We start from the raw sequence: 12,311 nt of genomic DNA, 5'->3' as shown, positions 1-12,311 counted from the left end.
CGCCAGCAGCTGGCGCGACCACCCGCTCGTGACCAGCACAAACTGCCATGCTGACGTCGCGAGGAGTGTTGCATCTGATGCAATTCATCCTCTTTGTCGAGGGCGACGATGTCCAGCTCGCCCTCGACACAGCGCCAGTTGCGATCCAGGATGCGGAGCCCGGCCTCCACGAGGCGGCGGGCGGCGACCTGCTCCCCGTAGCGGCCGAGCCCGTTCTTGGTGTTGCGGTCCGGGCTCTTCCCGGTGCCCGCCCCGGCTGCGGCCGCGTTCGGTACGGCCTGGTCCTGCACGACGGTGTTCTGCACGGTGACCACCTCCGCCGAGGAGGCTGCACCGCCGTGCGCGGCGAAGCCGGGGAATTCCCCGACCCTGTGGATAACTCGGCCCTGTGGATAACTTTTGTCACCCGCAGGGGTGAGAAGCCCCCGTCACGCGAAATTCGACTGGACACCGCGGGACGGAGTCGTCCAACGTCAGTTCCCGAAGCCGGACTCGTCCGAGGGCAGCTCCAGATCGCTCTTCGCGAGTTCCTCGATGTTCACGTCCTTGAAGGTCAGCACCCGGACCTTGCGGACGAACCGGGCCGGCCGGTACATGTCCCAGACCCACGCATCCGCCATCGACACCTCGAAGAACACCTCGCCCTGGACCGAGTGCACCTGCAGCTCGTAGTCATTGGTGAGGTAGAACCGTCGCTCGGTCTCGATCACGTACTTGAACAGGCCGACGACGTCCCGGTACTCCCGGTAGAGCTTGAGCTCCATCTCGGTCTCGTACTTCTCGAGATCTTCGGCACTCATCCAGGCGTCCCCTCAACTTGTCACGTCCACCCATTGTGGACCACCGCACCTACGCTCAGAGCCGTACCGGATCGACCGGCGGGCCCTCTGCCAGCAGCCGCCCGAGGAAGTCCACCAGTCCGGCCGGATAGACCGTCTCGGCGGTCCCCCGCAGTTCCTCGACCGTCCACCAGCGCGCCGCGAGCAGTTGGGCGTGTTCGTCCTCGCCCATACCCGAGTGGTCCAGACCCGTCTCCGTGGTCCGGGCCAGGTGGAACCACTGTTCCTGCTCGTAGCGCTGTCCCTGAAAGGAGAACGACACCGTGCCGTACGCCACCAAGGGCCCCAGGTCCACACCCCGCAAGCCGGTCTCCTCCGCGAGCTCCCGTTCGGCCGCCTCGCGCACGTCCTCCCCCGGCTCCAAGCCGCCCCCGGGCGTGAACCACCACGTCTCCCCGGGCACGGCCGGATCGGCGCCCAGGAAGAGGAGGATGCGGTCCAGCCCGTCCAGCAGCAGGATCCGCGCCGCCCGGCGACGCTGTGCTGTCATGGCAGCGCTCCACACTCCTTCCGTACGCATCGGTGGCGCTATCGATCCTGCCACCCGACGCGTACGTCCGGGGCGATGTTCGGCAGAGCGGCCCGGCCGGCGACGGCCGCGCTCAGGAGCTGCGCCCCCGGCGAAGCCTGCGGGCCAGGCCCGCCACCCCGCCCACCGCCGAGGTCACGACGATCAGCGCCGCGCCCGCAACGCTGGCGTAGGCGGCCGGCTCCAGCGGCCCGGGCTCGGCGGCCCCGGGGCCCGCGAAGGAGTCGAAGGCCGTGGTGCGGTCGAGCAGGCCCATCCGGCCGAAAGGTTGCAGGATGGCCTCGACCCTGGCCTCGACCTCGGTGGTCGGGACGGTCCCGCCCTCGACCTCCAGGTGGGTGCGGGAGTCGAGCGAGCCGACCCGGTTGTCGCCGAGCAGGAACAGCCGTCCCTGCGGCACCGTCGCGCTGAACGACTCGCCCTGGCGACCCTGGGTCGCGAGGTAGGGCTCCTCCACCGGCCGGCCGTTGACCGTCAGCCTGTGGTCACTGTCAGTGGTGGCGACGGTGTCCCCGCCGACCGCAACCACCCGCTTGACCATGAGTTCCCCGCCCCAGGCCTGGTCGCGGAAGACCACCACGTCACCCCGGCCGATGGCACCGCCGCCCACCTTCCGGGCGAGCACGGTGTCCCCGGCCTGGAGGGCCGGGTACATCGAGGCGGTGGGGACCTTGTACGGCCGGTAGTCGATCGCGATGAGGGCGAAGCCGCCGATCATCAGCACCAGCCCGAGCGCGAGCGCGATGCCCTGCAGCACCGCGGCGGGCCCGCGCCGCGGAGGGGCGTCAGTGGCCGGACGGTCGGCCGACTGTTCCACGACACTGCTCATCGACACCGTCCACCTCAGGCCGACCGGAGAACACCACTGGCACGCCGGTGGCTCGGGCGCGAACGCCGACGGGCCGTGGCACGTCCGAGCAGATTACTCGCCGGTACCACGGCCCGCGCAAGAGCTGGAGACGACCCGGTGGAGCTCAGGACTCCTTCCGGCGGTCCGCCCGGGCCCGGACCCGACGCACCACCGGAAGCAGGACGACGGCACCCACCACACCGGCCGCGGGAGGCGCCATCGGCAGGGTCTCCGCCAAGTCCTTCTGGTCGAAGGTGTCCGGCACCGGCAGCGTGGACCAGTGGCCGATCGGCCAGGCCACCACGAAGGCACGCCCGATCACGTTGTCCACCGGCACGGCCCCACCGCCCGGCTGGTCCATGTGGAAACGGGAGTCCAGCGAGTCCGCGCGGTGGTCTCCCATCACCCAGATCCGGCCGCTCGGCACCCTCACCGGGCCGAAGGGCTGAGTCCCGCAGGGGGTGTTGCCCGGGTAGATGTACGGCTCGTCGAGCGCGACACCGTTCACCATGACCGGCCCGTCGCCCTTGCACTCGACGGTGTCGCCGCCGACCGCGATGACGCGCTTGATCAGGTCCTTCTCATTCGTGGAGGGCATCAGGCCGATGAAGCTGAGCACGTCCTGGAAGCCCCGGACGAAGGAGTTGCTGCTCCGCTGGGACGGCTCGTCGTTCAGCCAGCCGCCCGGGTCGTGGAACACCACGACCTCACCGCGCTCGGGCTCGGCCCCGAACCAGGGGGTCAGCTTGTCCACCAGGACGCGGTCGCCGACCTGCAGCGTGTTCTGCATCGACTCCGACGGAATGGAGAACGCCTGGACGAAGAAGGTCTTGATCACCAGCGCGAGGATCAGCGCGATGCCGATCAGGATCGGCAGCTCCTTCAGGAAGGACCGCTGCTTGTGCGGCTTGGCCGAAGCCTCCGACTCCGACTCCTCCGCCGGCTCGGCCCCCCGCCGCAGGGGCTCCGATGAGTCCTCCGGTCCGGTGCCGTGCTCGTCAGCTGTCTGAGCGGTCGTGTCATCGACCGCGGCCGAGGGCGCCGAGGAATCGGCGGACCGGGTCACCCGGCCACCGCCCGGGTGCTCGGGTTCCCCGGCGCCCGAACGGGCACCGATCACCAAATCCCCCACAACGTCTCCTCCCTGCTGTGCGGACGCCCGCGCGCCCGCGCTCAGAGTGCCGCACAGCGGGCACCACGCTCGCCACGACCATGAACGCATCAGGGCTGCCCACAACGGGCTCCCCTGACACCAACGCGGCCTCGGCGCACAGCCGGGATCCCGGCCGCACCTGCACTTCTCTATCACTCCAAGGCATCCGGCTCACGGTTCCACACGCGCGGCCCGGCCGTTCAACGGCCGGAGCGACTCACTCGGGAGGCCGCCCCGGTCGGCGAATGACGAGCGGCAGGATGCCCAACAAACCCATAACGAGCGGAGGTTGCATTGGAACCGGCCCAACGCCCATCGATTTCGGCGCAGTTCCGCCGGGCGGTGAAGCCCCGGCAAGAGAGGAGAGTGAACTCGGCTCATCGAGTTGATGGAAGCGGTCCAGCGGCCAGGCGATCACGAACGCGCGACCGACCACACCGCTCAGCGGGATGGTCCCCTGCCCCGGATTGCCCATGTGGAAGCGGGAGTCGGCGGAGACGTCGCGGTGGTCACCCATGACCCACAGGCGGCCCTTCGGCACCGTCACCTTGAAGGGCTGCCGGGACGGCGGGTTACCCGACGCGAGGTACGGCTCCGCAACCGCGCGGCCGTTGACGCTGAGCCGGCCCTGCGGGTCGCAGCACTCGACGGTGTCCCCGCCGACACCGATGACGCGCTTGATCAGGTCCTGCTCGTTGTCGGACGGCAGCAGCCCGACGAAGGTCAGCACGTGTTTGGCCGCGCCCAGCACCGGACCGTCGTCGGACGGCTTGTAATCGTTCTCCAGCCAGCCGCCCGGGTCCTTGAACACCACCACATCGCCGCGCTGCGGCTCACTGCCGAACCAGGGGGTCAACTTGTCCACCAGCACCCGGTCCCCGACCTGGATGGTCTGCTCCATCGAGCCCGAGGGGATCACGAACACCTGGATCAAGAAGGTCTTCATCACCAGCGCCACCAGCAGCGCCACCAGGATGATCAGCGGGAACTCGCGCAGCAGCGAGCGCTTGCGCCGACGGGCCGCGCGTCGGGCGCTGCGGCGGCGCTCGGCGCGGCCGCGGACCGGCAGGGCAGGGTCGGGCGCGGCGCCACCCGGTCCGGTGTCACCCGGCTCCGTGGCCGGGTGGTCGGCGACCCGCCCCCTACCTCTGGTCCCCATGACCACCCGTCCCCGCAATCGCGGCGAAGGCCGCAGGCCGGTCCAGACCGGTCCAGCGCGAAAACGGGTAGACCAGCCAGTCCGCCCGGCCGATCACCTTGTCCTCGGGCACGAAGCCGCCGCCGGGCTCGCCGAGGTGGTCGCGGGAGTCCCGGGAGGCGCTCCGGTGGTCGCCCAGCACGAACAGCTTGCCGGCCGGCACCACGATGTCGAAGGCCACGTCGGACGGCTGGTCGCCCGGGTCCAGGTAGGAGGTCTCGTCGACCGGCACGCCGTTGACGGTGATCGGCTTGCCCGGGCCGGTGCTGGTAACCCGGTCCCCGCCGACTCCGATCACGCGCTTGACGTAGACCGTGTCCCCGGCCGGGGCGAGCCCGAGGTCCCGGCCGAGCGAACGAAGGTTGTCCCAGAAGCCCGGCTGCTCGGCCGACTCGGGGAGGAAGGAGCCCGTCCCGTCGAAGACCACGACATCGCCCCGCTGGGGGTGGCCGCCGAAGGCGTAGGCGAGCTGGTTGGCGATCAGCCGGTCGCCGGGCCGCAGGGTGTCCTCCATCGAGCCGGAGGGCACCGTGAACGGACGGGCGACGAAGGCGTTCACCAGGAGCACGGTCGCCAGGCAGATCCCGACCAACAGCAGCAGGTCCCGCGACCGCGAGTGCCCGGACCCCTCGTCCGGCTCCTCGCCCTCGCCTTCGCTCGGCTCCGCACCCTCGTGCGGCTCCTCGCCGTCGCGCAACTCCTCAGCGAGGACACCAGCACCCACGCTGGCGACGACACCCGCACCCGCACCCGCACCCGCACCCGCACCCGCACCCGCACCAGAAACCGCCGCGGAACCCTCCCCCGAAACACCCCCGGAAACACCCCCGGAAACGACCGCGGACCGCGACAGCGAGTCCGCACCGGAGGGTGCGGGACTGCCGTCGCGGTCCGCGGGTGGTTCGTGCGTGCTCATCGGGGGCTGAGCTTACCTTGCGGCCGCCCGGCCCTTCAGAGCGCTCCGATCCCCCGGCGTGGCCGGGGGCCGGTGGATCAGCGGTCGCGCTTCTCCTTGATCTTCGCGGCCTTGCCGCGGAGGTCACGCAGGTAGTACAGCTTGGCGCGGCGAACCGCACCGCGGGTCACGACCTCGATCTTCTCGACGACCGGGGTGTGCACCGGGAAGGTGCGCTCCACGCCGACGTTGAAGCTGACCTTGCGGACGGTGAAGGTCTCACCGACGCCGGCGCCGTGGCGGCGGATGACGACGCCCTGGAAGACCTGGACACGGGAGCGGTTGCCCTCGATGACCCGGACGTGGACCTTCAGGGTGTCACCGGCGCGGAAGGCCGGAATGTCGCTACGCAGCGAGGCCGCGTCGACAGCAGCGAGCTTGTTGCTCATGTTGCTCTCCATCGCAGGCGCCACGGGCCGCCCACGGAAGTTCGTCACAATGGGGTCTGCTGCGGGCCGCGTCGGCTGACGGCGATCCCCCCGTGGCGGGGGCGCCGGTCCACGTGCCCCCTACGGGAGGGAACCAGCGACAGACAGCAGCCGCCTATTCTTCCACACCACCGGCCACGGACCGAAATCGGCCGAGCTCCTCGTCCCAGGCCAGGCCCAGGACGCTGAGCGCCTGGCGGTCCTTCTTGTCGAAGGCGCCGTACTGCCAGCGCTCGACCAGGTCGGGCCGGTTGGCCAGGGTGCGGGCGAAGGCCTGCTCCCGGCGCCAACGGGCGATCTTGCCGTGGTTGCCGCTGAGCAGCACGTCCGGCACGGTCCGGCCGCGCCACTCGGCGGGCTTGGTGAAGACCGGGCCCTCCAGCAGATCGGCCATCGCACCGGGGGCGAAGGAGTCGTCCCGGTGGGACTCGGCGTTGCCGAGCACGCCGGGCAGCAACCGGGCGATCGCCTCGACCATCACCAGCACCGCGACCTCGCCGCCGGCCAGCACGTAGTCGCCGATCGAGGCCTCGACCACCGGCATCCGGGTGGCCGCCTCCTCGATCACCCGGCGGTCGATGCCCTCGTACCGCGCGGGGGTGAACGCCAGCCAGGGGCGGCCGGCCAGCTCCTGGGCGAGCTCCTGGGTGAACGGGCGCCCGCTCGGAGTGGGCACGACCAGCGTGGGCAGCTCGCCCTCGGGTCCGCCGGCGACGACCGCGTCCAGCGCCTCGCCCCACGGCTCGGGCTTCATCACCATGCCGGGGCCGCCGCCGTACGGGCTGTCGTCCACCGTGCGGTGCACGTCGTGGGTCCACTCGCGCAGGTCGTGGACGTGCACGTCCAGCTGGCCGCGGGCGCGGGCCTTGCCGACCAGCGAGATGTTCAGCGGCTCCAGGTACTCGGGGAAGATCGTGACGACGTCGATCCGCATCCCGGACTGGACGCCCGCGACGGCATCCCGGCCGACGGCCGGACCGGCATCGGGAACGACACCCGGACCGTCGACCTGGGGGGTCTGCTCAGCGGTCACGCCGACTCCCCCGACTTCGCCGAATCACCGGACTCACCGGCCCCGCCCACCTCACCGGGCGCCGCCGACGCCTCCGTCGACTCCTCAGCCGGATCCTCCGCCGCCGCACCGGCGACCTCGGCCTGCTCGGGGTCGATCAACCCGGCCGGCGGGGTGATCACGGCACGCTGGTTCTCCAGGTCGATGGTCGGCACGATCTGGCTGACGAAGGGCACCAGCACCTCCGTCCCGTCGGCCTTCTTCACCGTGAGCAGGTCCTGGTACGGGAGGTGGACCACCTCGGTCAGCTCGCCGACCGGGGTGCCGTCGAGCAGCACCACATCGAGGCCGATCAGCTGGTGGTCGTAGTACTCCTCCGGGTCCTCGGGCCGCTCCTCCGGGTCGACCTCGGAGATGAGCAGGGTGCCCCGCAGCGCCTCGGCCGCGTTGCGGTCCTTGACGCCGACGAAGCGCAGCAGCAGTCGGCCGCTGTGCACCCGGCCGGACTCGATGGTCAGCGGTCCGGCCGAGGCCGGGTCGGTGAGCAGGACGGCACCGGGGCCGAGCCGGAGTTCCGGCTCGTCGGTGCGGACCTCGACACTGACGTCCCCCCTGATGCCGTGGGCGCGGCCGATCCTGCCGACGACGAGCTGCACGGTGATCGTTCTCCTGGAGTTGCTGAGCGAGAGGGCAGAGACAGGTAAGCAGAGCAGCCGGCACGTGGCGGCGCGTGGCACACGCGCCGCGGGAGCCAGCAAAAAAGGCCGACCGGGACGACATGCGTCCCGGTCGGCCTCAAGCCCGACGGCTGAACGAGCAGCTGCGTCAGCGAATGTTGTCCACGTCGACCAGGTCGACCCGGACGTTGCGACCGCCGAGGGCGCCGACCACGGTGCGCAGAGCGCGCGCCGTGCGGCCGCCCCGGCCGATCACCTTGCCGAGGTCATCGGGGTGCACTCGCACCTCGATGGTGTTGCCCCGACGCAGGTTGCGCGAGCGCACCTGCACCTCGTCGGGGTGCTCGACGATGCCCTTCACCAAGTGGTCGAGGGCGTCCTCGATCACGATCAGGCCTCGGCGGCGGCGTCGGCGTCGGCCTTGTCCGACTTCTTGGCCTTCGGGGTGATGGCGACACCGGTGGTGGCGTCCTCGAAGCCGGCGACGGCCTTGGCGAACAGGTGCGAGAAGTCCTCGACCTTCGGCTCGGCGACCTTCAGCGGCGCCGGAGCCGGCAGGCCCTTGAACTTCTGCCAGTCGCCGGTCAGCTTCAGGATGGCGAGCACCGGCTCGGTCGGCTGGGCGCCGACGGACAGCCAGTACTGGGCGCGGTCGCTGTCGACCTCGATCTTCGAGGGGTTGTAGGTCGGCTGGTAGATGCCGATCTCCTCGATCGCGCGACCGTCACGCTTGGTGCGGGCGTCGGCGACGACGATGCGGTAGTGCGGGGAGCGAATCTTGCCGAGACGCTTCAGCTTGATCTTGACTGCCACGGGAGTGGATTCTCCTGGTGTTGACGTGGGTGAGCGTCCTCGCCATCCGCGTGGGGTTGCGGGGCGGGGCGTTCAAGGGACACGCCAGCCGTAGGAGAGAGGGGTCCTGCTCGGCTGCCGAGTACTCAGCTGTCCATTCTGCCATACCGGCGAGGACGGCCTTCACCCGACCTCCGCGGACTGAGCTGCTCAGACCGCCGGGGACCGCGGCGCCCAAGGCCCGGAACACGCGGTTCAGGGCTCGACCGGGAGCCCCCGCTCCCGGTCAGCCCACAGACTCACCGACTCCGATCGTCCGATCACCCCGGTCGCACCGACTGCCCGCACAGTCGCCGACCGGTCCCGGACGACCGGTTACGCGATCTTGAACGGCTGCTGGCACGCGCCGCAGACGATGGACGCCTGCGCCAGCACGGACGGCACGACCCGGACATTGCGTCCGCAGCCGCAGACCGCCTTGACCCGAACGCCGCCGCCGGAGGACCCGTGCCGGGCGGCCGGGCCGCGGAAGGCTCGGTTGGTGCCGTCGCCGGCCACCGCTTCCTGGTGCGCGCCGAGGGCGCGGTCCAGGCGCTCGATGGTTTCGGCGTAGCGCTCCTGCGTCTCCTTGAGCATGGTCACCTGGGAGAAGCCGCTGCTCGCGTGCGGCTCGACCGGGTGCGCCAGACCCAGCTCGGAGGCGAGCATCAGGAAGCGCCGGTTGTGGTAGCGGCCCGCGCGCGAGGTGTCCCGGATGTCCCGGGCCGCGGCCAGACCGTGGGCAGCCTCGTGGAGGAGCCGCTCGAAACCGAGCCGCGTGCCACAGGCCGAGGAGGACTCTCCGATCAGGGCCTCGGGCGAGGCCAGGTCCGGGAGGTCCTGGTGGTAGGCCTGGATGTCACTCCAGGCGGCGGCCAGTTCGGCCGCGAGGACGAGGGGCTGTGTCGTGCTCACGCTAGACCAACGATGCAGGGCGAGCTGATGTTCCGCATGTTCCCGTTCTCCGGGAATTCCCAGGGAACTCCCAGGAATGCGCGACTGTGCGCGAATTGCGCGTTCCGGATCTGACGCAAGACCAACCCCCTGCCGGTTTCGGCCCGTCGCAGAGTCGGCGGGCCTCGTGAATTCCATCCGAGGGGCGGGCTGTCGCCCCAGGGACGTACGGCCCGTGGACCCGCCGAAGTTGACAGGGCCACGGGCCGTACACCGTACCGCTATTCCGTTAATACCGGCAGTTGACCGGCCAGTAGGGATGTCGGGTGTCGGTAGTCCCCCGAGAGAGTTACCGGATTCTTACCAACCCGCATTCCGGGCGAATGTCGCCGCTAACGGTCATCGCCTGCGGGTAACAGGCATCAGTACGCACGCGCGACGATCGCGATATTGCCGTCCTGGTCGTCCGACTGCGGCACCGAACCGTCGGCCGCGACGATGCAGCGCACCGTGACGCCCTGCTCGGACAGCTTGGCCTCGCCCTCCGGGCCGAGGTCGGCCCAGGAGATCCGGCCCCAGCCGGTCGCGGCGGCCTCGACGGCCTCGTCGAGGGTCTTGACGTCGACGGTACGGGCCTCGCGGCGCTCGCGGGACTGGCGCAGCAGCAGCGCCTGGTCCTCCTCCAGGATGCCCGGCAGCAGCGCGGCCAGGGCGTCGATGGAGACCGGCTCCTTGCCGCCCGGGATGCGGCGGGCCAGCATCGCGGTGCCGTTCTCCAGGTCGCGCGGGCCGACCTCGATCCGCAGCGGAACGCCCTTGAGCTCCCAGTCGACGGCGCGGCGGCCGAACGGGGTGTCGGTGCGGTCGTCGACGACGGTCCGGATGCCGGCCGCCTCCAGCGCGGCGCCGATCTCGCGGACCTTGGCGATGACGGCGTCGTCGCCCTTGATGGCCAGCACGACGGCCTGGACCGCGGCCAGGCGCGGGGGCACCCGCAGGCCGTTGTCGTCGCCGTGGGACATGATCAGGCCGCCGACCATGCGGGTCGAGACGCCCCAGGAGGTCTGCCAGACGTGCTCGCGCTCGGCGCCCTGCAGCTGGTAGGTGGTGTTGAACGCCTTGGCGAAGTTCTGGCCCAGCTCGTGGCTGGTGCCCATCTGCAGGGCCTTGCCGTCGCCCATCATGCCCTCGAGGGTGAGGGTGTTGATGGCGCCGGCGAAGCGCTCCTTGGCGGTCTTGCGGCCGAGCACGACGTCGATGCCGAGCACGTTGGTCATGAAGTCGCCGTAGACCTGGGTGTGGATCATCGACGCGTACTCACGGGCGTCCTCGTAGGTGGCGTGGGCGGTGTGGCCCTCCTGCCAGAGGAACTCGGTGGTGCGCAGGAAGACGCGCGGACGCAACTCCCAGCGGACCACGTTGGCCCACTGGTTGATCAGCAGCGGCAGGTCGCGGTGGCTCTGCACCCACTTGGAGAAGTACTCGTTGATGATCGTCTCGGAGGTCGGCCGGACGACGACCGGCTCCTCCAGCTGCTTGCCGCCACCGTGGGTGACCACCGCGAGCTCGGGCGCGAAGCCCTCGACGTGCTCGGCTTCCTTGGTCAGGTAGGACTGCGGGATGAACATCGGGAAGTAGGCGTTCTGCGCGCCCGCCTTCTTGATGCGCGCGTCCATCTCCTGCTGCATCCGCTCCCACAGGCCGTAGCCGTACGGTCGGATGACCATGGTGCCGCGCACCGGACCGTTGTCGGCCAGCTCGGCCTTGTTGATGAGGTCCTGGTACCAGCGGGGGAAGTCTTCCGCCTGGGGGGTGAGAACGGGTGCCTTAGCCATGGGCCGAATCGTACGGGGCGCGGCCCTCCGGTTTCGAATCGGTATCACACCCGCGGCAGTGGTTACGGCCCCCGCAGGGGGCGCACGACCGCGACACGCGCGCACCACCCTGCACCCCTCTGGACGCCGGGCCCGACCCGCTGTTCGCTTGAGTGGGGCGGGACTTTGGGGGAGCCGTAGCAGCACACCGAAGGACCGGATGGGAGGCCGCGATGGCTTCAGCTCGGACGACCGGCACGACCGTACGACCAACAGGCGCACGATCGCACCACCCGCAGCCCGGGGCCGCCGCGCCCGCGCGGGCGCGCGACTGGGCGGAGATCCAGGAACGCATGCTGGTACCGCTCTACGAGGCGGTGTACGACCGCCTGGAGGTCGGCCCTGCCAGCAGCGTGCTGGGACTGGGCTGCCGGTCCGGACTGGCCCTGCTGCTGGCGGCCGGACGGGGCGCCCAGGTCGCCGGGCAGGAGCCGCGGGACGAGCTGCGCGAGCTGGCCCGCAACCGTCGGCTGCGGGTGTGCGCCGGGTCCCGGCCGACCGCCGCCGTCCCCCGCTCGGCCCATTCCCTGGTGACCGTTTTCGAGCAGTTGCCCGGCGCCGCCGAGCCCCGCGCGGTGGTCGCCGAGGCGGCCGGGCTCACCCTTCCGGGCGGGCACGTGGTGCTCGCCGCTTGGGGCCCGCCGGAGCGCTGCCAGAGCGCCCCGGTGCTGGACGTGGCCCGCCGGAGGGCGGGCCGGACCACCGCGCGCGACCCGTTCGAGCTGAGCGCGCCCGGCACGCTGGAGGACCTGCTCGCCCCGGCCGGCCTGCGTCCGGCCGGCAGCGGCCGGGTGAGCTGCCCGTTCGCCTACCCGGACCTCGACAGCGCGGTCCGCGGCCTGCTCTCCACCGGGCTGTTCGAGGCGGCCGAGGAGTTCTCCGGCGCCTCGCTGGTGGCCAAGGAGCTGGAAGAGGCGCTGCAGCCGTACCTGCGCCCGGACGGCACGGTCCGGATGGAGAACGTCTTCCGCTACCTGGTCGCCGAACGGCCGCGGTAGGGCGTTCACAGAGAACGACCGCGCCAGGACCAGGCGGAGACGGCACCGGGCACGAACAGAACCGATCGGAAAC

Annotated in this window: 15 protein-coding genes; 1 reads left to right on the top strand and 14 read right to left on the bottom strand. The window is 70.9% G+C overall.

Annotated elements, in window-relative coordinates:
• The 14 genes from ACGF12_RS26120 to proS form a co-directional block, all read right to left on the bottom strand.
• A partial coding sequence (locus ACGF12_RS26120) for a YraN family protein (protein WP_393034707.1) occupies positions 1–305 on the bottom strand: 305 nt, incomplete at its 3' end.
• 168 nt (positions 306–473) lie between these two features.
• Positions 474–800 carry a DUF2469 domain-containing protein gene (locus ACGF12_RS26115; protein ID WP_030056781.1) on the bottom strand — a complete coding sequence of 109 codons (327 nt, stop codon included), beginning with the start codon at positions 798–800 and terminating at the stop codon, positions 474–476.
• Between the two features lie 55 nt (positions 801–855).
• Complete coding sequence (locus ACGF12_RS26110; protein WP_393034704.1) at positions 856–1,329, bottom strand: NUDIX hydrolase; 474 nt, start codon at positions 1,327–1,329, stop codon at positions 856–858.
• Between the two features lie 112 nt (positions 1,330–1,441).
• Complete coding sequence (gene lepB, locus ACGF12_RS26105; RefSeq protein ID WP_393034701.1) at positions 1,442–2,197, bottom strand: signal peptidase I; 756 nt, start codon at positions 2,195–2,197, stop codon at positions 1,442–1,444.
• 145 nt (positions 2,198–2,342) lie between these two features.
• Positions 2,343–3,350, bottom strand: coding sequence for a signal peptidase I (gene lepB / locus ACGF12_RS26100; RefSeq protein ID WP_393034698.1), 1,008 nt, complete (start codon positions 3,348–3,350; stop codon positions 2,343–2,345).
• 238 nt (positions 3,351–3,588) lie between these two features.
• A complete protein-coding gene (gene lepB, locus ACGF12_RS26095; protein ID WP_393034695.1) occupies positions 3,589–4,341 on the bottom strand; it encodes a signal peptidase I in 753 nt (250 codons plus the stop codon).
• A 172-nt stretch (positions 4,342–4,513) separates the two neighbouring features.
• The gene (gene lepB, locus ACGF12_RS26090) at positions 4,514–5,293 is read right to left on the bottom strand and encodes a signal peptidase I (protein ID WP_393034692.1); all 780 of its coding nucleotides are present in this window, start codon (positions 5,291–5,293) and stop codon (positions 4,514–4,516) included.
• A gap of 269 nt (positions 5,294–5,562) precedes the next feature.
• Positions 5,563–5,913, bottom strand: a complete 351-nt coding sequence (gene rplS, locus ACGF12_RS26085; protein WP_063347674.1) for a 50S ribosomal protein L19 — start codon at positions 5,911–5,913, stop codon at positions 5,563–5,565.
• 154 nt (positions 5,914–6,067) lie between these two features.
• Positions 6,068–6,886 (bottom strand): tRNA (guanosine(37)-N1)-methyltransferase TrmD, encoded by an 819-nt coding sequence (gene trmD, locus ACGF12_RS26080; RefSeq protein WP_393034715.1) that lies wholly within the window; start codon positions 6,884–6,886, stop codon positions 6,068–6,070.
• Between the two features lie 95 nt (positions 6,887–6,981).
• Positions 6,982–7,620 carry a ribosome maturation factor RimM gene (gene rimM / locus ACGF12_RS26075; protein ID WP_393034689.1) on the bottom strand — a complete coding sequence of 213 codons (639 nt, stop codon included), beginning with the start codon at positions 7,618–7,620 and terminating at the stop codon, positions 6,982–6,984.
• A 169-nt stretch (positions 7,621–7,789) separates the two neighbouring features.
• Positions 7,790–8,029: an RNA-binding protein gene (locus tag ACGF12_RS26070; protein ID WP_030056773.1), complete on the bottom strand. Its 240-nt coding sequence runs from the start codon at positions 8,027–8,029 to the stop codon at positions 7,790–7,792.
• Between the two features lie 2 nt (positions 8,030–8,031).
• Positions 8,032–8,454, bottom strand: coding sequence for a 30S ribosomal protein S16 (rpsP, locus tag ACGF12_RS26065; protein ID WP_393034686.1), 423 nt, complete (start codon positions 8,452–8,454; stop codon positions 8,032–8,034).
• 354 nt (positions 8,455–8,808) lie between these two features.
• Positions 8,809–9,387 carry a hypothetical protein gene (locus ACGF12_RS26060; protein ID WP_188307074.1) on the bottom strand — a complete coding sequence of 193 codons (579 nt, stop codon included), beginning with the start codon at positions 9,385–9,387 and terminating at the stop codon, positions 8,809–8,811.
• Positions 9,388–9,788: 401 nt separating this feature from the next.
• Positions 9,789–11,201, bottom strand: a complete 1,413-nt coding sequence (gene proS, locus ACGF12_RS26055) for a proline--tRNA ligase (protein WP_380612687.1) — start codon at positions 11,199–11,201, stop codon at positions 9,789–9,791.
• A gap of 212 nt (positions 11,202–11,413) precedes the next feature.
• Here proS and ACGF12_RS26050 point away from each other — a divergent pair, with 212 nt between their 5' ends.
• Positions 11,414–12,238, top strand: coding sequence for a class I SAM-dependent methyltransferase (locus ACGF12_RS26050; protein ID WP_393034681.1), 825 nt, complete (start codon positions 11,414–11,416; stop codon positions 12,236–12,238).
• Positions 12,239–12,311: the final 73 nt, after the last annotated feature.

The organism is Kitasatospora sp. NPDC048296 (genome assembly GCF_043201815.1).
GTDB lineage: Bacteria > Actinomycetota > Actinomycetes > Streptomycetales > Streptomycetaceae > Kitasatospora.
Note: the sequence above shows the minus strand (reverse complement) of the source record. Positions and strands in the feature narration are given on the sequence as shown.